The following is a 22,994-nucleotide window of genomic DNA, read 5'->3' as shown; positions in this document are numbered from 1 at the left end:
GGGGCGGGTCCTAGAGCAGGCTCCGCAGGCGCATGAGGTCGCGGAGGCCGGCCTCCAGCTTCACCCGGCCCGAGGCCCAGGCCTTCGCGAAGTTCAGCTCGCCGCTCACCATCGCCACCAGGTCGTCGCCGGTCATCGTGAGCCGGATCTGGGCCTTCTCGCGGGGCGGGCCGGGGAGCGTGTCGAGCACGTCGATCCGGCCGTCCGTCAGACGCCCGACGAACGTGGTGTCGAGGTCGGTGACACGGCAGCTCAGCGAGCGGTCGAGGGCCGCCGCGCCGCGCACGTCCCCGTCGGCCCCCGCCAGGTTGTCCGAGAGTTTGTCGAGTGCCGCGCGGCACTCCTCGATCGTCGCCATCGTGATCGACGGTACCGCAGCGCTTCGGGGTAGCGTCGGGGCATGAGCGACTCAGTGCCCTGGTCCGAGGGCCCGCAGGAGGCGGCCGCGCCGGATCCCCGCCGTGCCCCGGAGCAGGGCCGCGGTCCGTCCGCGGCGCAGCTGCCCTGGACATCCGGCGTCCCGGCGCCCGCCCGTTCGCCGGGGGAGGAGCACGGCACCGGCACGGACCTCGCCGCCGAGCCCGCGCACGACCCCGCGGCCCCGGCGCCGCTGGAGGTCCCCCGCACCCCCACCGGCAACGCCGACGTCGACGCCCGCCTCGACCGGCTGGCCGACGCCGACCACCTCGCCACCGACGGCCACGCCGAGGTGTACGAGGATGTACACAGGGGCCTGCGCGACGCACTGACCGCGCTCGACGCACGTCAAGGGCCCCCGGTGCCGTCGCCCCCGACGGCGCCCACCTCTTCGTACGACCACAGGAGCTGAACCGAACGTGGCAGGAGTGGCACGACGCCGCCTCGATGCCGAGCTGGTCCGCCGCAAGCTCGCCCGCTCGCGCGAGCACGCCGGCCAGCTGATCGCCGCGGGGCGGGTCACCGTCGGCAAGACCCTCGCGACCAAGTCCGCCACGCAGGTGGAGACCGCGGCCGCCATCGTGGTCACCCAGGACGACGACGACCCCGACTACGTCTCGCGCGGCGGACACAAACTCGCCGGTGCCCTCGAGGTCTTCGTGCCGCAGGGGCTGAAGGTCGAGGGGCGCCGGGCGCTGGACGCGGGAGCGTCCACCGGAGGCTTCACCGACGTCCTGCTGCGCGCGGGCGCCGCCCACGTCGTCGCGGTCGACGTCGGCTACGGCCAACTCGCCTGGTCTCTGCAGAGCGATGAACGCGTCACCGTCAAGGACCGTACGAACGTACGCGAGTTGACGTTGGAGGCGATCGATGGGGAGCCCGTGGACCTTGTCGTGGGGGATCTGTCCTTCATCCCGCTCGGACTGGTGCTGCCCGCCCTCGCGCGGTGCGCGGCACCGGACGCCGATCTGGTGATGATGGTGAAGCCGCAGTTCGAAGTGGGCAAGGAACGGCTGGGCAGCGGCGGTGTCGTCCGCAGCCCGGAGCTGAGGGCCGAGGCGGTGCGCGGTGTGGCGGCGCGAGCCTGGGAACTGGGGCTCGGCGTGCGGGGCGTCACAGCCAGCCCGCTGCCCGGACCCTCCGGCAATGTCGAATACTTTCTGTGGCTGCGTGCCGGGGCGCCCGCACCGGACGCGGCCGACGTCGACCGAGCAGTTGCGGAGGGGCCCCGTTGACTCAGACCCGAGCTCGTACTGTTTTCCTGCTGGCCCACACCGGGCGGCCCGCGGCCATCCGCAGCGCCGAGCTGGTCGTCGAGGGACTGCTGCGCTCCGGGATCGGCGTGCGCGTCCTGGAGGCGGAGGCCGCCGACCTGCCGCTTCCGGCGACCGTGGAACTGGTCAGGGAGGCCACCCCGCAGTGCCTCGACGGGTGCGAACTGCTGATCGTGCTCGGCGGTGACGGCACACTGCTGCGCGGCGCCGAGTTCGCCCGCGCGTCAGGCGTCCCCATGCTCGGCGTCAACCTGGGCCGGGTCGGCTTCCTCGCAGAGGCCGAGCGCGACGACCTCGACAAGGTGGTCGACCGGGTGGTGACCAAGGCGTACGAGGTCGAGGAGCGCATGACCGTCGACGTCGTCGTGCACCGCAACGGCGACATCGTGCACACCGACTGGGCGCTGAACGAGGCCGCCGTGCAGAAGGTCTCGGCGGAGAAGCTCCTCGAGGTGGTGCTGGAGATCGACGGGCGCCCGGTGACCGGCTTCGGCTGCGACGGCATCATCTGCGCGACCCCGACCGGCTCCACCGCGTACGCCTTCTCCGCGGGCGGGCCGGTGGTGTGGCCGGAGGTCGAGGCGCTGCTGATGGTGCCGATCAGCGCGCACGCGCTGTTCGCCAAGCCGCTGGTCACCTCGCCGGACTCGGTGCTCGCGGTGGAAGTACTGCCGCACATCCCGCCCGGCGTCCTGTGGTGCGACGGCCGGCGCACGGTCGAGCTGCCGCCCGGGGCGCGGGTCGAGGTGCGCCGGGGGGCCGTCCCGGTGCGACTCGCCCGGCTCCACCACGCGTCCTTCACCGACCGGCTCGTCGCCAAGTTCGCCCTTCCCGTGTCGGGCTGGCGGGGCGCGCCGCACTGACACCGGTACGAGGAGCGGGCGGCCCGCCCGGCTGAGCGGGCCTTCGCGCGCTTCCCGGCCCGCGACCCCGCCACGGGCCGGGAAGCGGGCCAGGAGGCCGTGCGACGGCTTCGAGGAGGCCGGGGCGCCGGGAGCGGGCCGGAGGCGGGAGCCGTGCGTCGGGACGCCCTGGCGGGGCCGGCGAGGGAGAGGGGCGGGTGCCGTCGGTACCCGAGTCCCGGGGGACGGGCTCCCGCCCGGTCCCGGCGTCGGCCTTCCGGCGCTGCCCGCGGGACGCCACCGGATCCCGGAGCGGAAACCCCACTCCCGCGGGTGACAGGGCCCCCCGGCGGGCGTCCGCCACCTGCGCCTTCACGGCCGGAGGGCAGGGCCCGTCGCACACGGGGTCCCTGACCTCGTAAGGTCGTGTCCGTGTTGGAGGAGATGCGGATACGGTCGCTCGGAGTCATCGACGACGCGGTCGTCGAGCTGTCACCAGGCTTCACCGCCGTGACCGGCGAGACCGGCGCGGGCAAGACGATGGTGGTCACGAGCCTGGGACTGCTGCTCGGCGGGCGCGCGGACCCGGCCCTCGTACGGATCGGCGCGAAGAACGCGGTCGTCGAGGGGCGGATCTCCGTGCCCGCGGGCGGGACGGCGATCGTGCGGGCCGAGGAGGCGGGAGCCGAGCTCGACGACGGCGCGTTGCTGATCAGCCGTACCGTTTCGGCCGAAGGGCGCTCCCGGGCGCACCTCGGCGGGCGCTCGGTCCCCGTGGGCGTGCTGGCCGAGCTGGCCGACGAGCTGGTCGCCGTGCACGGCCAGACCGACCAGCAGGGGCTGCTCAAGCTGTCCCGGCAGCGGCAGGCGCTCGACCGGTACGCCGGTGACGCGGTCGCCGTGCCGCTCGCCAAGTACACGGGTGCCTACCGCCGGCTGCGCGCGATCTCGGCCGAGCTGGACGAGATCACCACGCGCGCGCGGGAACGCGCTCAGGAAGCCGACCTGCTGCGGTTCGGGCTCGACGAGATCGCCGCCGTCGAACCGCGCGGGGGCGAGGACGTGGAGCTGGCCGCCGAGGCCGAGCGGCTGGGCCACGCGGAGGCGCTGGCCTCGGCCGCCGCCGTCGCGCACGCCGCGCTGGCGGGCAACCCCGAGGACCCCGAGGGCATCGACGCCACGACGCTCGTCGCGGGCGCGCACCGGGCGCTGGAGGCGGTGCGCGCCCACGACTCCGCGCTGGGCGCGCTGGCCGGCCGGATCGGCGAGATCGGGATCCTGCTGGGCGACGTCGCCGGGGAGCTGGCCGGGTACGCCGACGACCTCGACGCCGACCCGCTGCGGCTCGCGGCGGTCGAGGAGCGGCGGGCCGCCCTCACCCAGCTGACCCGCAAGTACGGCGAGGACATCGACGCCGTGCTCGTCTGGGCCGAGCGGAGCGCCGCGCGGCTCACCGAACTCGACGGGGACGACGAGCGGCTCGGCGAGCTGACCGCCGAGCGCGACGCACTCCGGGCCGAACTCGGCGGACTGGCGCAGGCGTTGACGGACGCCCGCGCGGAGGCCGCCGAACGCTTCGCCGCCGCCGTGACCGCCGAACTGGCCTCGCTCGCCATGCCCCACGCGCGCGTGTCCTTCGACATCCGCCAGACCGAGGACCCGGAGGGTGTGGAGGTCGGCGGACGTACGGTGCAGTACGGCCCGGCGGGCGCCGACGAGGTCGAACTGCTGCTGGCCCCGCACCCCGGCGCCCCGGCGCGGCCGATCGCCAAGGGCGCGTCCGGCGGTGAGCTCTCGCGGGTGATGCTCGCCGTCGAGGTGGTCTTCGCCGGGACCGACCCGGTGCCGACGTACCTCTTCGACGAGGTCGACGCGGGTGTCGGCGGCAAGGCCGCGGTCGAGATCGGCCGCCGGCTGGCCCGGCTGGCCAGGACGGCACAGGTCGTCGTCGTCACGCACCTGCCGCAGGTGGCCGCCTTCGCCGACCGCCAGCTGCTGGTGGAGAAGACGAACGACGGCTCGGTCACCCGGTCAGGGGTGAAGGTCCTGGAGGGCGAGGACCGCATCCGCGAGCTGTCCCGCATGCTGGCGGGCCAGGAGGACTCGGAGACGGCCCGCGCCCACGCGGAGGAACTGCTGGCGACGGCCAGGGCGGACGGGTAGCGGCGCCGGGGAGTCCCTCACCCCGCCGGGCCCCGATGCCGGCGCTCGCCGTCCCGGCGTGGGGGAGGTGAGCCCGCCTCGGGGTTCCCCGCCCGGCGGGTGCCTCGGGGGCCGGCGTCGGGCGCGTCCGGGCGTTCGTCGCCCCGGGCGTGGGGGATGTGACGCCCGCGTCGGGGTGCCCCGCCCGGCGGGTGCCTCGGAGGGGCCGGCGTCGGGCGCGTCGGGGCGTTCGCCGGCCCCGGGCTGTGGTGGCCGTGTCGCGGCGCGCGGGCGCCGTCGCCCCGCGGTGTCCGGTCCCGCCCGCGGGTTCGTAGGGTGGCGGTCATGGGCACACGCATGACGGGCTTCGCCGCCTGCGGACTCGCCGCGGGCGTCACGCGCGCGGGGATCGCCGCACTGCGCTCCACGGCCCCCGGCGGACGCGGGCGCTGGGAGCGGAAGAACCACGCGGGACGGACCGTCGCGCTCTACGCGGGCCCCGCCGCGGCCTTCGCGGCGGCCCTGGGCGCCGGACGGGCCCACCGGGCCGCCGGCTTCGCCGTCCTCGCGGCCGGTGCCTGCGGCGCCTACGACGATGTCGCCGGGGCCGGCGATCCCCGGCGCGGCTTCCGGGCGCACCTCGGTGCCCTGCGCCACGGCGAACTGACCTCCGGGGCGGTCAAGCTGTTCGGTGTCTCGGCCGCGACCCTGGCGGCGGGGGCGCTGATCGAGGAGCGTGCCGTGGACAAGGTGCTGGCGGGCGCCGTGATCGCCGGGACCGCGCACTTCGTCAACCTCGTGGACGTACGCCCGGGGAGGGCGGCCGGCGCGGTGCTCGCCCTGGGGGTGCCTGGGCTGCTGCGCGGTGGCGCGGCGGGCGAGCTGTCCGCCGCCGCCGTGGGAGCCGCCGCGGCGGTCCTGCCCGACGACCTAGGCGAGCGCGCGATGATCGGCGACACCGGGGCCCACGCGCTCGGAGCCGCACTGGGCGCCGCCCTCGCGGCGGGCAGCGGCAGGACCGGCCTGGTCGTCCGCGCCGCGGCGCTGGTGGCCGCGGCGGCGTGCGGGGAACGGGTGAGCGAACTGGCGCGCACGCCGGGGCGCGGACCGCGCTGAGCACCATGGCGCGGACGCCGTCGAGCACCAGCGCTCGGTGCTGAACACCATGGCGCGGACGCCGTCGAGCACCAGCGCTCGGTGCTGAACACCACGGCGTGGACGCCGCCGAGCACCACGTCGGGATGCGGAACACCACGGCGTGGACCGCGCCCGGTACGGCGGCACGTGGACGTCACGCGCCCGTCGGGCCGGTGCCAGGGCGGCGTCTTTTCGCGCGTACCCGGGCGGTTCGCGCTCGCGGAGTGGCGGCCACACCGTACCGAGGCGGTTCGCGCTCGCGGAGCGGCGGCCAGGAGCCGTTCGCGTCGGCTCTCGAACTCCTGGATGGAAAGGCCGCGTCTCTCACCCGCGCGAGTGACCGCGCCCGTACAGTTGCCCACCGCGGCGCGGCAGCGGCCGCCCGGTGGTGCCGCAACGGGCGGCTGTCCTGGCATCCTTGACGCAGTACGCGAAGCACGACGTGCGGTACACCCCTCCGCGCGCCCTTCTGTACGTTTCTTCGTGACCGTCCGACGCCGAACCAGGAGCCCCGGCCACGTGAGCCTCGTGAGCAGCCACTCACCGCACGGGCAGTCGCCGCTGTGCACCGTGCAGGTGCTCGGGGGCGGCAGTGCGGGCAGCAGCGCCCATGTGCGGTCGCTGGCCTCGGGACTGGTCGCCCGGGGCGTGCGGGTCACCGTGTGCGCCCCCGCCGAGGCCGAACACACCTACGGCTTCGCGGGAGTCGGCGCGCAGCACGTCCCCGTGCCCCGCAGGAGCGACCCCGCCTCCGTGGCCGCGCTGCGGACGGCCTGCGCGGACGCGGACCTCGTGCACGCGCACGGTCTGCACGCGGCGCTGCGGGCCGCGCTCGCGCTCAGCGGCCGCCCCACCCCGCTCGTCGTCACCTGGCACACCCGCTCGCAGGCGGAGGGTGCCCGGGCCCATCTGCTGCGCCTGCTGGAGCGCCGCGTCGCCCGGGCCGCCTCCGTCGTCCTCGGCACGTCGTCCGACCTGGTGGACCGGGCACGCAGCAGGGGAGCGAGGGACGCGCGGCTGGCCGCCGTCGCCCTCTCGGCGGCGCGCAAGCCCCTGGAGTACGACGAGGCGGAGCGGCTGCGGCACAAGGCGCGGGCCGAACTCGGCGCCACGGAAGGCCCGTTGCTCATGGCCGTCGGGTCCCTCGACCGGCACCGCGGTTACGGGACGCTGCTGAGCGCGGCGCGCGCGTGGCGCCGACTCAGCCCCGCGCCCCTGCTCGTGATCGCGGGGGAGGGGCCGCTGCGGGCGGAACTGCAGGGCCGTATCGAGGACGAGGGCCTGCCGGTGCGTCTGATCGGCCGGCGCGACGACATCCCGGAGCTGCTCGCGGGCGCCGATCTGGCGCTGCTGCCCAGCAGTTGGGAATCACGTTCCGTCCTCGCCCAGGAAGCCCTGCACGCGCGCGTGCCGCTGGTGGCGACCGAGGTCGGCGGCATCCCCGAACTGGTCGGCGACGCGGCCGAACTCGTCCCGTACGGAAACGCGGACGCCCTGGCCGCGGCGGTCGTGCGCCTCCTGGAGGACCCTGCGCGCAGGGAACTCCTCAAGGACAGGGGAGTCCAGCAGGCGGCCACCTGGCCCACCGAGGACGACACGGTCGCCCAGATTCTGAGCATCTACGACGAGTTGGCCCAGCCGCGCCCCCTGCCCTAGGCCGTGTCCGCAAAGTCCCGCCTGTTCCGCGACGCCTGGCACGCACTCTCGCCGCACCGGGCGAAGCCCCAAGTACGGTCCAGTACGAGGGTCTCCGCCCGGCACGCCGAGAGCATGCACCAGACGCCGCGGAACCCGCCCTCCGGGCGGACGACGAGACTTTGCGGACACGACCTAGCGGACGACGGACGACGGACGACGGGCGGCGCGGCACTCCTACGGCACGTGCCTGCGCGCGCGCAGGGCCAGGCTCAACGCCAGTACCGTCTGCGGGTCGTCCAGGTCCGTGCCGAGCAACTCGCCGATCCGCGCCAGGCGGTTGTAGAGCGTCTGCCGGTTCAGGTGCAGTTCGCGGGCCGTCTCCGCCTTGCGGCCCGCATGCGCCAAGTACGTCTGCAGCGTGGGCAGAAGGGGCGGCTTCGACCGGTTGTCGTGCTCGCGGAGCGGGCCGATCGCCCGGTCCACGAAGGCCGCCAGGTCCGGATGGTCGCGCAGCCGCCACAGGAGCAGGTCGATGTCGAGACGCCGGGCGTCGTACCAGAGGCGGTCCGACAGGCCCTGTGCCGCCGTCGCCGTCTCCGCCGCGTGCCGCAGGCCCGCCGAGGCCGCCGCCCAGCCGCCCGCGACCCCGACCACCACCACCGGCGGCTGCGCGCCCGGCCGCTGCATGCCCGCCCGCTCCACGCCCGCCCGCAGCGCCGCCGCCACCCGGTCCGCGACGGCCGCGCGCTCGGACTCCGACCGTAGGCCGAGCAGCAGGGGCACGCGGCCCTCGACGGGCCGTACGCCCAGGAGCACGGGCACGCCCACGGAGGCCAGCTCCTCGGCGACCGCGCGGGCGAGGACCGCCCAGCCGCCGCCCGGCGAGAGTCCGTCCGCGAGGCGCATCACGACCGGCAGAAGCGGACTGCTGCCCGGCTTGAAGCCGAGCACGCGTGCCTGGGCGGGCGCGTCCTCGGCCCGGACGCGGCCCTCGGCGAGGTCGGTGAGGAAGTCGCCGCGGCCGCGTGCCGCGAGCTCCTCCTCCTGGCGGGCCTGCATGAGGACGACGGCCAGGATGCCCGCCGCCCGCTCGGCCGCCATCCGGTGCACGGGGGCCGTCGGAGCGGTCACGGGCGTCAGGACCAGCCGGGCGCGCACGGAGCCGGTGCCGGGGCCGCCGCCGGGCACGTCCACGACGGTCGTGCCCGCGGGTGGTTCGTCCTTGTGCTGGCCGCGCAGCCCCTCCCACACCTGCAGCGGATCGGCGCCCGCCGGGCCGGCCCCGGCCGCGTACAGCAGCTGCCCGTCCGCCGTCTCCAAAAAGACCGGGTTGCCGGCGAAGTCCGCCAGGATGCCGAGGACCTGCGGTATCCCGCCCCCGCCGAGCAGTGCCTCCGTACAGCGCCGGTGCACCTCCTCGGCCCGCTGGAGCAGCGCGTAGTGGCCGTTGACGATCTCGGTGTGGACCTCCTCCGTGACCGCCACGAACGGCACCTCGCGGTGCAGCTGGACCAGCGGGAGGCCGGCGGCGCGCGCCGTCTCCACCAGAGTCGCGGGCAGCCGCGAGAAGCGCGGGCCGAGCTCCACCACCAGGGCGGCGATCCCGCGCTCGGCCAGGGTGCGGACGAAGGCGCGCTGCTCGGCGGGACGGGTACCGAGGCCGTACCCCGTCGTCAGCAGCAGTTCGCCGCCCTTGAGGAGCGAGGCGATGTTCGGTACCTCGCCCGCGTGCACCCAGCGCACCGTGCGCTGCAGCCGGTCGGCCCCCGCCAGGATCTCCGGCAGCCCGCTGCGCAGTCCGGGCAGCTCGAGCGCCCGCTGCACGGTGATCCCGGCGCCCTCGGTGTCGTAACGGCTGTCCATGCAGCGGACGCTACCTGCGCGCACGTCCCGGGAACACTTCGGCCCGTCCCGGGCACGCCGACGGGTGCGCGCCCCGGACGACGCGGCGGCCCCGCTCCCGCCCGGAAGTGCGGGAGGGAACGGGGCCGCCGTGCGCGTGGCGGGTCAGCCGCCGTACGCCCCGCTCGCCGTCAGCCGCAGCGCCGTGTCGATCAGCGGGACGTGGCTGAAGGCCTGCGGGAAGTTGCCGACCTGGCGCTTGAGCCGCGGGTCCCACTCCTCGGCGAGCAGACCGAGGTCGTTGCGCAGGCCGAGCAGCTTCTCGAAGAGCTTGCGGGCCTCGTCGACCCGCCCGATCATCGCGAGGTCGTCCGCCATCCAGAACGAGCAGGCGAGGAAGGCGCCCTCGTCGCCCTCCAGACCGTCCAGGCCCGCGTGCTCGCCGGACGTCGGGTAGCGAAGGATGAAGCCGTCCTCGGTGGACAGCTCGCGCTGGATCGCCTCGATCGTGCCGATCACGCGCTTGTCGTCCGGCGGCAGGAAGCCCATCTGCGGGATCAGCAGCAGCGAGGCGTCCAGCTCCTGCGAGCCGTACGACTGCGTGAACGTGTTGCGCTCCTTGTCGTAGCCCTTCTCGCACACGTCCCGGTGGATGTCGTCGCGCAGCTCGCGCCACTTCTCCAGCGGGCCGTCCGCGTCGCCCGACTCGATGAGCTTGATGGTGCGGTCGACGGCGACCCAGGCCATCACCTTGGAGTGCACGAAGTGGCGGCGCGGGCCGCGCACCTCCCAGATGCCCTCGTCCGGCTGGTCCCAGTGGTCCTCCAGGTAGCGGATCAGCTTGAGCTGGAGGAGCGAGGCGTAGTCGTTGCGGGACAGACCGGTCATGTGCGCCAGGTGCAGGGCCTCGGTGACCTCCCCGTACACGTCCAGCTGGAGCTGGTGCGCGGCGCCGTTGCCGACGCGCACGGGCCCCGAGTTCTCGTAGCCGGGGAGCCAGTCCAGCTCCGCCTCGCCGAGCTCCCGCTCACCTGCGATGCCGTACATGATCTGCAGGTTCTCCGGGTCGCCCGCGACCGCGCGCAGCAGCCACTCGCGCCAGGCGCGCGCCTCCTCGCGGTATCCGGTGCGCAGCAGCGAGGACAGGGTGATCGCCGCGTCGCGCAGCCAGGTGTAGCGGTAGTCCCAGTTGCGGACGCCGCCGATCTCCTCCGGGAGCGAGGTCGTGGGCGCGGCGACGATGCCGCCCGTGGGGGCGTACGTCAGGGCCTTCAAGGTGATCAGCGAGCGGACCACGGCCTCACGGTAGGGGCCGTGGTACGTACATTGGTCGACCCAGTCGCGCCAGAACTCCTCGGTCGCCTCCAGGGACTGCTCCGGCTCGGGCAGCGCGGGCGGCTGCTTGTGCGAGGGCTCCCAGGAGATGGTGAACGCGATCCGCTCACCCGGTGCCACCGTGAAGTCGGCGTACGTGGTGAGGTCCTTGCCGTAGGTCTCGCAGGCTGTGTCGAACCACACGGAGTCGGGTCCCGCGACGGCGACGGTCCGGCCCTCGTGCTTGTGCACCCAGGGCACGACACGGCCGTACGAGAAGCGCATCCGCAGGGCCGAACGCATCGGCACCCGGCCCGTGACGCCCTCGACGATGCGGATCAGCTGCGGCGCCCCGTCACGCGGCGGCATGAAATCGATCACGCGCACCGTGCCGCGTGGGGTGTCCCACTCGGATTCCAGGATCAGCGAGTCGCCGCGGTACGTGCGCCGGGCCGCGGTCGGCGGCTTGGCGTCCGCCGCGTGCGCCGGCCCGAGCCGCCAGAAGCCGTGCTCCTCGGTGCCCAGCAGGCCGGCGAAGATGGCATGCGAGTCGAAGCGGGGCAGGCACAGCCAGTCGACTGTGCCGTCCCGGCAGACCAGCGCGGCTGTCTGCATGTCTCCGATGAGTGCGTAGTCCTCGATGCGCCCGGCCACGTGCATCTCCAGTCGAACGGCCACGTCGCCCCACGAGGGGCGGTCGCTCTTGCGGTCAAGGGGGTCTTTGTCAGGCGTCGTCGCGAAACGACGGAAGGGTTGTGTGAATGTCGTTGCGAAACGAACTGCCGAGCTCTCGTGTTCCGGGATGCGGCGTGGGTGGTGCCGTCTACCGGCCGGTCTCGGCAGTGAGTGTCCGAGCAGGATACGACGCACGTCGATGATCCGCGTGCCCCTCCCGGCAACCGGACTCGGCCGAACGAGTGAGCAGAGCGTGGGCGGTGCGGACGGGGTGGGCGGGTCGTGCGGGCTCCGTGTCGAGGTGTGCGCGGAGCGTGGCCGCGAGCGGCCCCGTTCTGGCGCTGATACCCTGGTAGCCCGTGGACCGGAGGGCGAGAAACCCCCGAACCGCAGCGACGGCGCCCCCCGAAAATCCGGTACCTCCGGGTCGGGCCGCCGGTACGCACCCCACACCGCGACCACGGGAGCCCCCTCTTGGCCATGCCGCCCGCTGCTTTCCGAAACAGCACAGCCACGACGACCAAGCACATCTTCGTCACCGGGGGTGTCGCCTCCTCCCTCGGCAAGGGTCTGACCGCCTCCAGCCTGGGCGCGCTGCTCAAGGCGCGGGGTCTGCGGGTCACCATGCAGAAGCTCGACCCGTACCTGAACGTCGATCCCGGCACGATGAACCCCTTCCAGCACGGTGAGGTGTTCGTCACCAACGACGGCGCCGAGACCGACCTCGACATCGGACACTACGAGCGCTTCCTCGACGTCGACTTGGACGGCTCCGCCAATGTCACTACAGGGCAGGTGTACTCGACGGTCATCGCCAAGGAGCGCCGGGGCGAGTACCTGGGCGACACCGTGCAGGTCATCCCGCACATCACCAACGAGATCAAGCACCGCATCCGCCGTATGGCCGCCGACGACGTCGACGTCGTCATCACCGAGGTGGGCGGCACGGTCGGCGACATCGAGTCGCTGCCGTTCCTGGAGACCGTCCGCCAGGTCCGTCACGAGGTCGGCCGCGACAACGTGTTCGTGGTGCACATCTCGCTCCTGCCCTACATCGGCCCGTCCGGGGAACTGAAGACGAAGCCGACGCAGCACTCGGTCGCGGCGCTGCGCAACATCGGTATCCAGCCGGACGCGATCGTGCTGCGCGCCGACCGCGAGGTCCCCACCGCCATCAAGCGCAAGATCTCGCTGATGTGCGACGTCGACGAGGCCGCCGTGGTGGCGGCGATCGACGCCAAGTCGATCTACGACATCCCGAAGGTCCTGCACACCGAGGGCCTGGACGCGTACGTGGTCCGCAAGCTGGACCTGCCCTTCCGCGACGTGGACTGGACGACCTGGGACGACCTGCTCGACCGCGTCCACAACCCGGTGCACGAGATCAACCTCGCGCTGGTCGGCAAGTACATCGACCTGCCCGACGCCTACCTCTCGGTCACCGAGGCGCTGCGCGCGGGCGGCTTCGCGAACAAGGCCCGCGTGAAGATCAAGTGGGTCACCTCGGACGACTGCAAGACCCCGGCGGGCGCCGCGAAGCAGCTCGGCGACGTGGACGCGATCTGCATCCCCGGCGGCTTCGGCGACCGCGGTGTGTCCGGCAAGGTCGGCGCCATCCAGTACGCCCGCGAGAACAGGATCCCGCTGCTCGGCCTGTGCCTGGGCCTGCAGTGCATCGTGATCGAGGCCGCACGGAACCTGGCCGACATCCCCGACGCCAACTCCACCGAGTTCGACTCGGCCACCGGGCACCCGGTCATCTCCACGATGGCCGAGCAGCTCGACATCGTGGCCGGCGAGGGCGACATGGGCGGCACGATGCGCCTGGGCATGTATCCGGCCAAGCTGGCGGAGGGCTCCATCGTGCGCGAGGTGTACGACAACAAGGAGTACGTCGAGGAGAGGCACCGTCACCGCTACGAGGTGAACAACGCCTACCGCGCCGAACTGGAGAAGAAGGCCGGCCTGCAGTTCTCCGGCACCTCCCCGGACGGCAAGCTCGTCGAGTACGTCGAATACCCGCGCGAGGTGCACCCCTACCTGGTGGCGACCCAGTCGCACCCCGAGCTGCGCTCGCGTCCGACGCGCCCGCACCCGCTCTTCGCGGGCCTGGTGAAGGCGGCCGTGGAGCGCAAGACGGGCAAGTGACACGAGGGTTGTACGGTTGCCGGGGTACGCGTCTTTCGAGGTGCGTGCCCCGGTTTCTGTCGCCGGCGCACCGTGGCCGGTTCCCTCCGGCCGTGACCGGCTTCTCTCGTGTACGTGTGGAAGGACGCAGGGCATGACGATCAAGGACACCGCCGAGGAGTGGGAGATCCGGGCGAGCGAGACCCCGTTCACCGGGAACAAGACCGCCGTCCGCACCGACGACGTGGTCATGCCCGACGGCTCGGTGGTCCGCCGCGACTACCAGGTCCACCCCGGATCCGTGGCCGTCCTCGCCCTCGACGACGAGGACCGGGTGCTGGTCATCCGGCAGTACCGCCACCCCGTGCGCCACAAGCTGTGGGAGATCCCGGCCGGGCTGCTCGACGTCCCCGGCGAGAACCCGCTGCACGCGGCGCAGCGGGAGCTCTACGAGGAGGCGCACGTCAAGGCCGAGGACTGGCGGGTGCTGACCGACGTCTACACGACGCCCGGCGGCTGCGACGAGGCCGTCCGCATCTTCCTGGCCCGCGATCTGTCCGAGGCCGAGGGCGAGCGCTTCGAGGTCGAGGAGGAGGAGGCCGACATGGAGCTCTCGCGCGTGTCCGTCGGCGACCTCGCCCGCGGGGTGCTCGCCGGGGAGCTGCACAACAACTGTCTGGTCGTCGGTGTGCTGTCGCTGATCGCCGCCCGGAACGGCGCAGGTGTCGACGCGCTGCGTCCGGCGGAGGCGCCCTGGCCCGCCCGGCCCTTCGAGTCCTGAGCCGCTCCCGCGTCTCCTCGGGGGACCCGGTGTGACGATCGGCTGATCCGATCGGGGGACCCTTCCGCCGTGCTCCACCCGGATCGTCGCAGAGCGTGAACTAGGCTCTGAAAACGCCCCGTCCGGAGTCCCGGCGGGCTTGCGCGGCAGTGGGACGGGAGTGTGGCCCGTGACGGATCAGGCGGTGGACACCGACGGCACGGACGTGTCGGCACAGGAGCGGCCACCGGCTGCCGAGTCCGCTCCTGCGGCGGGTCAGTTCCTGGGCCGGGCAAGAGAGTTGAAGGAACTCCGGGCCGACATCGAGCGCGCCGGACTGGACACCCTCTCCGGCCGCAAGGCGCCCCGCGCCCGGGTGCTGCTCATCGCGGGCCGCCCCGGATTCGGCCGCACGGCGCTCGCGGAAGAACTGGTGCGGCAGGTCGCCGAGAGTTACCCCGACGGTGTGCTGCGGGCCCGCCTCACCGAACCCGACGGCACGCCGGTGCCCACCGAGCGCACCGCACGGGACCTGCTCACCGCCCTGGCGGAGGCGACCCCGCCCGGGGCCGCCGAGGACGACCTCACCGAGGCACTGCGCGGGGCTCTGGCCGACCGCCGTGCCGTGCTCCTGCTGGACGACGCGGCGACCGCCGAGCAGGTCGACTCCCTGCTGCCGGACACCCCCGACTGCCTGGTCGTCGCCGTCTCGCAGGGCCCGCTGACCGGCATCGCCGACGTCCGCCCCTGCACGCTGGGCGGCCTGGACACCAAGTCCGCCCTGGAACTGCTGGGCCGGCACACCGGCTCGGTCCGCATCACCGTCGACCCGTGCGCCGCCGAGGGGCTGGTCGAGGAGTGCGCCGGCCAGCCCGCGGCGCTGGTGCTGGCGGGCGGCTGGCTCGCCGCCCGGCCGCAGGCCGCCGTGGCCGACCTGGCCAAGCACCTGAACGGCGAGGGCGAGGAAGGGACGCCGCTGGCCCGTGTCTTCCGGCTCGTGTACGCCTCGCTGCCCAGCGCCGCCGCCCGGATACTGCGCCTGCTCTCCCTGGCCCCCGCCGGTCTCGTCGACCCGCACACCGCGTCCGCGCTGGCCGGCTGCTCGATCCACGCGGCCCGCACCACCCTGGACGACTTCGCCGGGCTCGGACTCCTGCGGCCGGTGGACTCGCCCCTGCCGCAGTACGAGGTGCCCGGCTGCCTGCTGCCCCTGCTGCGTGCCCTCACCGAAACCCAGGACCGGCCGGCCGAGCTCCAGCTCGCCCGCGCCCGGATGCTGGAGCGGACGGTCCGGCTGCTGGTGTCCTGCCGCGCGATCACCGAGACGGACAGCTCGCCCGCCCGCGAGAAGCTCGCCGGCATGCCCCAGGCCCTGCGCTTCCCGCACCCCCGGGCCGCCGCCGACTGGCTGCGCATCCGGCAGCCCGCGCTGCTCGCCGCCACCCGCGCGGCCGTCGCCGACGGCGAGCTGGACACGCTGGCCCGCCGTCTGATGGCCGCGCTGGTCCGGGCCATGGTGGCGCACATCGGTACGCAGGCGGCGGCGCCCGAGCTGTACGGCATCCACCGGCTCGTCCTGGACGTCGCCGAGCGCCGCGACCTGCCCCGGGAGAAGGCCGCGGCCCTGCTGAACCTCGCCGACCTCGACGCGCAGACGGGCCGTACGGCCGAGGCGCTCGTCCGCTACCGGGCCGCCCTGGACGCCGGACGCGAGGCGGACGACCCCTACGCGACCGGGCGCGCGATGGAATCCGTAGGCGGCGCCCACCAGGAGCTCGGGGACTACGAGCGGGCCGCCGACTGGTACGGCAGGGCGCTGGCACAGCGCCTGGCGCGCGACGAGCGGGTGGACGCCGCCCGGCTCCACGGCCGCATCGCCACCGTGCACACCTACGCCGGCCGCTACGGGGAGGCGCTGCGCAACTGGCGCTCGGCCGTCACCGGCCACCGCAGGAACGGCGATGTCGCGGCCCAGGCACGGGCGTTGAGCGAGCTGGCCCGGGTCCAGGAGTACGCGGGACGGCCGGAGGAGTCGCTGTACACCTGCCACGAGGCGGTGGAGTGGGCCCGCCGCGCCGAGGACGTGCGCCTGCAGGCCGCTCTCCAGCTGAGACTGGCCGACACCCTGGACCGGCTCGGCGACCCGGTCGCGGCCGGGCTGCACCGCAGCCAGGCCGAGCGCATGCTGGGAGATGAGCTGCCGGAGAGCCCGTGAGCCATGAAACAAGACCCTAACGCCTGCGAAATCCGTAGTGCATCCGTCGAAGATTGATGCTTTGAAAGGCTAGACAGAGAGAATCCCTTCATTAGACTGGCTCCGCCGCGTTGTTTCGTGGTGTCTCCCGGTGTGCCCCCATGGCGCCGGGTATGACGGGCATTGCCCCGATGCGCACCGCCCTGGCGTGCGCAGCCCCAGAACCCTCTGAGCCAAGGACCGTGATCGACGTGAAGGTCGGCATCCCCCGCGAGGTCAAGAACAACGAGTTCCGGGTGGCCATCACCCCCGCCGGCGTGCACGAGCTGGTGCGCCACGGCCACCAGGTCGTCATCGAGCGACACGCCGGCGTCGGCTCCTCGATCACGGACGACGAGTACGTCTCCGCCGGCGCGCAGATCCTGCCCACCGCCGACGAGGTCTGGGCCACCGCCGACCTGCTGCTGAAGGTCAAGGAGCCCATCGCCGAGGAGTACCACCGCCTCCGCAAGGACCAGACGCTCTTCACCTACCTGCACCTGGCCGCGTCCAAGGAGTGCACGGACGCGCTCCTGGAGTCCGGCACCACGGCGATCGCGTACGAGACGGTCGAGCTGCCGAACCGCGCGCTGCCGCTGCTCGCCCCGATGTCCGAGGTCGCGGGCCGCCTCGCCCCGCAGGTCGGCGCCTACCACCTGATGCGCGCCAACGGGGGCCGCGGTGTGCTGCCCGGCGGTGTCCCCGGTGTGCTGGCCGCCAAGGCCGTCGTCATCGGCGGCGGCGTCTCCGGCTGGAACGCCGCGCAGATCGCCATCGGCATGGGCTTCCACGTGACCCTGCTCGACCGTGACATCAACAAGCTCAAGGAGGCGGACAAAATCTTCGGTACGAAGATCCAGACCGTCGTCTCCAACGCCTTCGAGCTCGAGAAGGCCTGCCTCGAGGCCGACCTCGTCATCGGTGCCGTGCTCATCCCCGGTGCCAAGGCGCCGAAGCTGGTCACCAACGAACTCGTCTCGCGGATGAAGCCCGGAAGTGTTCTTGTCGACATCGCCATCGACCAGGGCGGCTGCTTCGAGGACTCGCGTCCGACCACGCACGCCGAGCCGACCTTCCCGGTCCACAACTCGGTCTTCTACTGCGTCGCCAACATGCCCGGCGCGGTGCCCAACACCTCCACCTACGCGCTGACGAACGCCACGCTGCCGTACATCGTCGAGCTGGCGAACCGCGGCTGGGTGGAGGCGCTGCGCCGCGACCCCGCGCTGGCCAAGGGCCTCAACACCCATGACGGCAAGGTCGTTTACCGCGAGGTCGCCGAATCGCACGGTCTGGAGCACGTCGAGCTGGACACGCTGCTCGGCTGACAGGTCACTCGCACCACTAGTCGACTTTTCGGCTGCTCAGCGGCGGATTCCCCCGCTGGGAAAAGGCGATACGTCAACACAGGTCGTCAACACCGCGCACCCGGCCGGACCTTGCTGGACAAGGTCCGGCCGGATGTGTGTCGGGTCACTTTGCGAGACTCGTTCAACTCGCCGCGAACGTAACTCTTTAACCGATTCGTACACCGGTGGAACCTGCTGTGCGACGGCCTTACGCCCTTGACAGCGGGGTGTTCGGTTACCGACACATCGGGTCGGGTCCGGCGGATTGTGTTGCTGCGGAGCGGTGACACGCCATAGAGTCGCCAATCGTCGGCATGGTGCCACGCTGACCTATCTAGAAGTTTCCTGGTCACCAAGGAGGTAAGACGACTTGTGAATGAGTCGACATTTACTCCCGGGGGTGGTCAACCAGGAATGCCGACGCGGGGCCAGGGCCCCACGGGGCTCGAGGCTGTCGGCTCCGTCGCTGTCCGCACCTTCGCAGCCCACAAGAGTCCCCCCAGAACAGGGCTGACCCAGCCAGCACACCCGAGCATGGATGGCCATCACGTGAACGCCATGGCCGGCAACGGAAGTGGCGAGAACCGCACCCACTTCGCCGACTACGACGAACTGCCCGAGGGTCACTTCTACGACCCTGACGCCGAGTACGAGCCCGATCCCGAGTACGCGGCCACGCTCGCGCCCGACGCGGCCCGTCAGCGCCGTGAGCGCATCGGCCCGACCGGACGCCCGCTGCCGTACTTCCCGATCCCGGGCCCGCTGGCCGACCACGGTCCCGCGAAGATCATCGCGATGTGCAACCAGAAGGGCGGCGTCGGCAAGACGACGTCGACCATCAACCTGGGTGCCGCGCTCGCGGAGTACGGACGCCGGGTCCTGCTCGTCGACTTCGACCCGCAGGGCGCGCTCTCGGTCGGCCTCGGCGTCAACCCTATGGAGCTGGACCTCACCGTCTACAACCTGCTCATGGAGCGGGGCATGGCGGCCGACGAGGTGCTCCTGAAGACGGCGGTCCCGAACATGGACCTGCTGCCCAGCAACATCGACCTGTCCGCCGCCGAAGTGCAGCTGGTGTCCGAGGTCGCGCGCGAGTCCACGCTGCAGCGGGCCCTCAAGCCCCTGATGGCCGACTACGACTACATCGTGATCGACTGCCAGCCCTCGCTCGGCCTGCTCACCGTGAACGCCCTGACGGCGGCGCACAAGGTGATCGTGCCCCTCGAGTGCGAGTTCTTCGCGCTGCGCGGAGTCGCGCTGCTCACCGAGACCATCGAGAAGGTCCAGGAGCGGCTCAACCCCGACCTGGAGCTCGACGGCATCCTCGCCACGATGTACGACTCGCGCACGGTGCACAGCCGCGAGGTGCTCGCCCGTGTCGTCGAGGCCTTCGACGACCACGTGTACCACACGGTCATCGGCCGCACCGTCCGCTTCCCGGAGACCACCGTCGCCGGTGAGCCGATCACCACGTACGCCTCCAACTCCGTGGGCGCCGCCGCCTATCGCCAGCTCGCCAGGGAGGTGCTCGCCCGGTGTCACGCCGAGTGAGTCTGCCGGGGGCCGACGAACTGTTCCGTACCACCGGAGGAATGGCGCTCCAGTCGTCCTCGCCCTCGCGCCGGGCCAACGGCGAGGCCAGGGTGCCCGCCCCGGCGGGCGAGAGCGACGCGGCCGCCGCGGCGGAGGACGGGCCGCAGTCGGTGCCCGTGCGGGGCGGCGACGGCGAGGGCGACGAGCATGTGGCGGCCGGCGACGAGTCCGGCACCGGCGAGTCCCGCAGCCGGGGCACCGGTGGCGACCGCTCCGGCTCCGGACAGCGTCAGGCTCCGCAGGAAGGTTCTTCCGCCGGCCAGTCCTCCCGCAAGCGGAGCCGCGCCGCGAACCGCCGGCCCAGCGGGCGCGAGCGGCACGACGAGAAGATCACCGTGTACGTGTCCGCCGAGGAGCTGATGGACCTCGAGCACGCGCGTCTCGTGCTCCGGGGTGAGCACGGGCTCGCCGTCGACCGCGGGCGGATCGTCCGCGAGGCGGTCGCGGTGGTGCTGGCCGATCTCGAGTCCCGCGGGGACGCGAGCATCCTCGTACGACGACTTCGCGGGCGGTAGCGGTAGCCTGCGACGGCTATGACCTCGAACGACGTCCCCGCCTCCGCCGGTGGCCCCGCCGGGCGCCGGCGTGCGCTCGGACGCGGACCCGGGGCAGCGCCGGCGCCCGCCGAGGAGTTCGTTCCGCCCCCTGCGGAGGGCGCCCCCCAACGTGGACCCGAGCCCGAGCCCGAGCCCGAGCCCGAACTCGAGCAGCCTGCGGCCGAGCCGTCCGCGCCGGCGACGGGCTCGCCGGCGGAGGCCGTACCGCCGGCCCCGGAGCCTGAGCGGCCGGTTCGCGCGGAGCCCGCGGCCGCCGCCGGCTCCGCCGGCGCGGGTGACGAGCCCGGTGACGGTGTGTTCAAGGTGCGGCTCGCGAACTTCGAGGGGCCGTTCGACCTGCTGCTGCAGTTGATCTCGCGGCACAAGATGGACGTCACCGAGGTGGCGCTGTCCCGCGTGACCGACGAGTTCATGGCGCACATCCGGGCCATGGGGCCGGACTGGGATCTCGACCAGACGACCGAGTTCCTGGTCGTCGCCGCCACCCTGCTGGACCTCAAGGCGGCGCGGCTGCTGCCCACCGCCGAGGTCGAGGACGAGGCGGACCTGGCGCTGCTGGAGGCACGGGACCTGCTGTTCGCGCGGCTGCTCCAGTACCGCGCCTACAAGCAGATCGCGGACATCTTCAACACCCGCCTCCTGGAGGAGGGCCGCCGCTACCCCCGTACCGTCGGCCTCGAACCCCAGCACGCCGCGCTGCTCCCCGAAGTGGTCATCACGATCGGGGCGGAGGGATTCGCCACGCTCGCCGTGAAGGCGATGCAGCCGAAGCCAAGGCCGCAGGTGTACGTGGATCACATCCACGCACCGCTGGTCAGCGTGCGGGAGCAGGCCGGGATCGTGGTCGCGCGGCTGCGGGAGCGGGGGGAGGCCAGTTTCCGGGACCTCGTCGACGACACCGACGACACCCTGACCGTCGTCGCCCGCTTCCTCGCCCTGCTGGAGCTGTACCGCGAGAAGGCCGTGGCACTGGACCAGGAGGTGGCCCTCGGAGAGCTGCTCGTGCGCTGGACCGGCGGGGACGGCGAGGAGCAGCCGAGGGTGACGGACGAGTTCGACCGGCCCCCGGAGGACGCCGAGGAGGAGAAGAAGGCGTGAGCGAGCAGCACAGCGAGTCCCCGGCCGGGCCGGGCACCGTCGCCGGCCTCGATCTCCGGCCCGCCCTGGAGGCCGTCCTCATGGTCGTGGACGAGCCCGCGACCGAGGAGCACCTCGCGAAGATCCTGGAGCGGCCCCGGCGGCAGATCGCGGACGCGCTGCGGGAGCTGGCCGACGAGTACACCGTCCAGGGCCGCGGCTTCGAGCTGCGGCTGATCGCCGGCGGCTGGCGCTTCTACACACGGCCCGCCTACGCGGCGGCCGTCGAACGCTTCGTCCTCGACGGCCAGCAGGCCCGGCTCACCCAGGCGGCCCTGGAGACCCTCGCGGTCGTCGCGTACCGCCAGCCCGTCAGCCGTTCCCGCGTCTCCGCGGTCCGCGGAGTGAACTGTGACGGCGTGATGCGGACCCTTCTTCAGCGGGGTCTGGTGGAGGAGGCGGGCGCGGAACCCGAAACAGGTGCGATCCTGTACAGGACGACGAACTACTTCCTGGAGCGAATGGGCCTGCGCGGCCTGGACGAGCTCCCGGAGCTCGCGCCCTTCCTTCCGGAGGCGGACGCGATCGAGGCTGAGACGCTGGAAGGGGTTCCGTCGTTCGATCCGGACGCACCGGACCCAGACGCAGACGACACGACGACGACGGAACTTTGATGCGAAGCAGTGGCAGCGGCAGTGGCAGGAACAGCGGGCGCGGCAACCCCCGGGGGACCGGCGGGGGCGGCAACGCCCGCGGGACCGGCGGGGGCGGCGACCCCCGCGGGGCCGGTGGGCGTGGCAACGCCCGTGGGGCCGGTGGAGGCGGTAACGCCCGTGGGGCCGGTGGAGGCGGTAACGCCCGTGGAGCCGGTGGGAGCGGCAACGCCCGCGGAGCCGGCGGGGGCGGCTCCCAGCCCAGGAGCGGAGCGGGGCGCGACGACAGGCCGAAGCGCGAAGGCAGGCCCCGTCCCGAGGAGCGCCGCTACGACGTAGGCCCCGGCGCCTCCCACGAGGGCCCGAAGTCCGGCCGGGGCAACGGCGCCCGCGGTGGTGCCAAGGGCGGCCCCAAGCAGAGCCAGCAGCGTGGCGGCCGTACGGCTCCGGCGCGCTCGCGCGAGTACGAGGCGCGAGCCGAGGAGCGCAACCGCGAGCGGTACGCCGGCAAGCCGGACGTGAAGCCGCCGAAGACGTTCCCCGGGGCCGAGCAGGAGGGCGAGCGGCTGCAGAAGGTGCTCGCGCGTGCGGGCTACGGTTCGCGGCGCTCCTGTGAGGAGCTGATCGAGCGGTCGCGCGTCGAGGTCAACGGCGAGATCGTCGTCGAGCAGGGCATGCGGGTCGACCCCGAGCACGACGAGATCAAGGTCGACGGACTGACGGTCGCGACGCAGTCGTACCAGTTCTTCGCGCTGAACAAGCCCGCCGGTGTGGTGTCGAGCATGGAGGACCCGGAGGGCCGCCAGTGCCTCGGCGACTACGTCACCAACCGGGAGACCCGGCTCTTCCACGTGGGGCGTCTCGACACGGAGACCGAGGGCATCATCCTGCTCACCAACCACGGTGAGCTGGCGCACCGCCTCACCCACCCCAAGTACGGCGTGAAGAAGGTCTACCTCGCGCACATCGTGGGCCCCATCCCGCGGGACCTCGGCAAGCAGCTCAAGGACGGCATCCAGCTCGAGGACGGGTACGCGAAGGCGGACCACTTCCGCGTGGTCGAGCAGACCGGCAAGAACTACCTCGTCGAGGTGACGCTGCACGAGGGCCGCAAGCACATCGTGCGCCGCATGCTCGCCGAGGCCGGCTTCCCGGTCGACAAGCTGGTGCGCGTCTCGTTCGGGCCGATCACCCTGGGCGACCAGAAGTCGGGCTGGCTGCGCCGCCTGTCGAACACCGAGGTCGGGATGCTGATGCAGGAGGTCGACCTCTAGGGCCTGTCGTTTGGATCAGGCTGGCTGTGACCGACGGTTCGTCCTGACCGACCCGAGCGGGGTCTGGCGCGTGCAGCTGCAAGGCGGAGG

General features: G+C 72.9%; 18 protein-coding genes. 15 read left to right on the top strand and 3 right to left on the bottom strand.

The genetic code is table 11. From position 1 onward, the window contains the following. Positions 1 to 10: 10 nt before the first annotated feature. On the bottom strand, positions 11 to 358 hold the full coding sequence (locus tag AC069T_RS36100) for an SCP2 sterol-binding domain-containing protein (protein WP_478786770.1): 348 nt from the start codon (positions 356 to 358) through the stop codon (positions 11 to 13). A gap of 42 nt (positions 359 to 400) precedes the next feature. Here AC069T_RS36100 and AC069T_RS36095 point away from each other — a divergent pair, with 42 nt between their 5' ends. The 6 genes from AC069T_RS36095 to AC069T_RS36070 all read left to right on the top strand — a co-directional run bounded on the left by AC069T_RS36095 (position 401) and on the right by AC069T_RS36070 (position 7,468). Then, positions 401 to 829 carry a hypothetical protein gene (locus tag AC069T_RS36095; protein ID WP_478786769.1) on the top strand — a complete coding sequence of 143 codons (429 nt, stop codon included), beginning with the start codon at positions 401 to 403 and terminating at the stop codon, positions 827 to 829. Positions 830 to 836: 7 nt separating this feature from the next. Beyond that, complete coding sequence (locus AC069T_RS36090; protein ID WP_478786768.1) at positions 837 to 1,652, top strand: TlyA family RNA methyltransferase; 816 nt, start codon at positions 837 to 839, stop codon at positions 1,650 to 1,652. Next, the gene (locus AC069T_RS36085; RefSeq protein WP_478786767.1) at positions 1,649 to 2,554 is read left to right on the top strand and encodes an NAD kinase; all 906 of its coding nucleotides are present in this window, start codon (positions 1,649 to 1,651) and stop codon (positions 2,552 to 2,554) included. The genes AC069T_RS36090 and AC069T_RS36085 overlap by 4 nt, the downstream gene beginning before the upstream one ends. Before the next feature lie 423 nt (positions 2,555 to 2,977). Next, positions 2,978 to 4,696: a DNA repair protein RecN gene (recN, locus tag AC069T_RS36080; RefSeq protein WP_478786777.1), complete on the top strand. Its 1,719-nt coding sequence runs from the start codon at positions 2,978 to 2,980 to the stop codon at positions 4,694 to 4,696. A gap of 324 nt (positions 4,697 to 5,020) precedes the next feature. After that, entirely contained in the window at positions 5,021 to 5,791 is a 771-nt protein-coding gene (locus tag AC069T_RS36075) for a hypothetical protein (RefSeq protein ID WP_478786766.1), read from the top strand. Positions 5,792 to 6,331: 540 nt separating this feature from the next. Then, positions 6,332 to 7,468 carry a glycosyltransferase family 4 protein gene (locus tag AC069T_RS36070; protein WP_478786765.1) on the top strand — a complete coding sequence of 379 codons (1,137 nt, stop codon included), beginning with the start codon at positions 6,332 to 6,334 and terminating at the stop codon, positions 7,466 to 7,468. Between the two features lie 216 nt (positions 7,469 to 7,684). Here AC069T_RS36070 and AC069T_RS36065 read toward each other — a convergent pair whose 3' ends face one another. Next, a complete protein-coding gene (locus AC069T_RS36065; protein ID WP_478786764.1) occupies positions 7,685 to 9,313 on the bottom strand; it encodes a PucR family transcriptional regulator in 1,629 nt (542 codons plus the stop codon). Positions 9,314 to 9,457: 144 nt separating this feature from the next. Then, positions 9,458 to 11,266 (bottom strand): glycoside hydrolase family 15 protein, encoded by a 1,809-nt coding sequence (locus AC069T_RS36060; protein WP_478786776.1) that lies wholly within the window; start codon positions 11,264 to 11,266, stop codon positions 9,458 to 9,460. Positions 11,267 to 11,761: 495 nt separating this feature from the next. On the opposite strand from AC069T_RS36060, the gene AC069T_RS36055 reads away from it, so the two are divergent. From AC069T_RS36055 to AC069T_RS36015, 9 genes are all read left to right on the top strand, one after another. After that, positions 11,762 to 13,429, top strand: a complete 1,668-nt coding sequence (locus AC069T_RS36055) for a CTP synthase (RefSeq protein WP_478786763.1) — start codon at positions 11,762 to 11,764, stop codon at positions 13,427 to 13,429. Positions 13,430 to 13,562: 133 nt separating this feature from the next. Next, entirely contained in the window at positions 13,563 to 14,189 is a 627-nt protein-coding gene (locus AC069T_RS36050) for an NUDIX domain-containing protein (RefSeq protein WP_478786762.1), read from the top strand. A gap of 169 nt (positions 14,190 to 14,358) precedes the next feature. Beyond that, a complete protein-coding gene (locus tag AC069T_RS36045) occupies positions 14,359 to 16,383 on the top strand; it encodes a tetratricopeptide repeat protein (protein WP_478786761.1) in 2,025 nt (674 codons plus the stop codon). Positions 16,384 to 16,604: 221 nt separating this feature from the next. Then, the gene (gene ald, locus AC069T_RS36040) at positions 16,605 to 17,729 is read left to right on the top strand and encodes an alanine dehydrogenase (protein ID WP_478786760.1); all 1,125 of its coding nucleotides are present in this window, start codon (positions 16,605 to 16,607) and stop codon (positions 17,727 to 17,729) included. A gap of 435 nt (positions 17,730 to 18,164) precedes the next feature. Further along, positions 18,165 to 19,301, top strand: coding sequence for a ParA family protein (locus AC069T_RS36035; protein WP_478786759.1), 1,137 nt, complete (start codon positions 18,165 to 18,167; stop codon positions 19,299 to 19,301). Next, positions 19,286 to 19,858, top strand: coding sequence for a hypothetical protein (locus AC069T_RS36030; RefSeq protein WP_478786758.1), 573 nt, complete (start codon positions 19,286 to 19,288; stop codon positions 19,856 to 19,858). The genes AC069T_RS36035 and AC069T_RS36030 overlap by 16 nt, the downstream gene beginning before the upstream one ends. A gap of 18 nt (positions 19,859 to 19,876) precedes the next feature. Further along, positions 19,877 to 20,998 (top strand): segregation and condensation protein A, encoded by a 1,122-nt coding sequence (locus AC069T_RS36025; protein ID WP_478786757.1) that lies wholly within the window; start codon positions 19,877 to 19,879, stop codon positions 20,996 to 20,998. Next, positions 20,995 to 21,651 (top strand): SMC-Scp complex subunit ScpB, encoded by a 657-nt coding sequence (scpB, locus tag AC069T_RS36020; RefSeq protein WP_478786756.1) that lies wholly within the window; start codon positions 20,995 to 20,997, stop codon positions 21,649 to 21,651. The genes AC069T_RS36025 and scpB overlap by 4 nt, the downstream gene beginning before the upstream one ends. Then, positions 21,651 to 22,904 (top strand): pseudouridine synthase, encoded by a 1,254-nt coding sequence (locus tag AC069T_RS36015; RefSeq protein ID WP_478786755.1) that lies wholly within the window; start codon positions 21,651 to 21,653, stop codon positions 22,902 to 22,904. Before scpB ends, AC069T_RS36015 begins: the two co-directional genes overlap by 1 nt. Positions 22,905 to 22,994: the final 90 nt, after the last annotated feature.

This window comes from Streptomyces sp. NPDC043867 (assembly GCF_056435845.1).
The sequence above is the reverse complement of the archived record's forward strand: the minus strand, read 5'-3'. Positions and strand labels throughout refer to the sequence as shown.

Excerpts from the sequence above, each read along its gene's own strand:
- AC069T_RS36025 (WP_478786757.1), top strand. The coding sequence starts at position 19,877 with ATGACCTCGAACGACGTCCCCGCCTCCGCCGGTGGCCCCGCCGGGCGC.
- AC069T_RS36015 (WP_478786755.1), top strand. The coding sequence starts at position 21,651 with ATGCGAAGCAGTGGCAGCGGCAGTGGCAGGAACAGCGGGCGCGGCAAC.
- AC069T_RS36065 (WP_478786764.1), bottom strand. The coding sequence starts at position 9,313 with ATGGACAGCCGTTACGACACCGAGGGCGCCGGGATCACCGTGCAGCGG.
- AC069T_RS36035 (WP_478786759.1), top strand. The coding sequence starts at position 18,165 with ATGCCGACGCGGGGCCAGGGCCCCACGGGGCTCGAGGCTGTCGGCTCC.
- AC069T_RS36060 (WP_478786776.1), bottom strand. The coding sequence starts at position 11,266 with ATGCACGTGGCCGGGCGCATCGAGGACTACGCACTCATCGGAGACATG.
- AC069T_RS36100 (WP_478786770.1), bottom strand. The coding sequence starts at position 358 with ATGGCGACGATCGAGGAGTGCCGCGCGGCACTCGACAAACTCTCGGAC.
- AC069T_RS36095 (WP_478786769.1), top strand. The coding sequence starts at position 401 with ATGAGCGACTCAGTGCCCTGGTCCGAGGGCCCGCAGGAGGCGGCCGCG.
- AC069T_RS36050 (WP_478786762.1), top strand. The coding sequence starts at position 13,563 with ATGACGATCAAGGACACCGCCGAGGAGTGGGAGATCCGGGCGAGCGAG.
- AC069T_RS36075 (WP_478786766.1), top strand. The coding sequence starts at position 5,021 with ATGGGCACACGCATGACGGGCTTCGCCGCCTGCGGACTCGCCGCGGGC.
- recN (WP_478786777.1), top strand. The coding sequence starts at position 2,978 with ATGCGGATACGGTCGCTCGGAGTCATCGACGACGCGGTCGTCGAGCTG.
- AC069T_RS36055 (WP_478786763.1), top strand. The coding sequence starts at position 11,762 with ATGCCGCCCGCTGCTTTCCGAAACAGCACAGCCACGACGACCAAGCAC.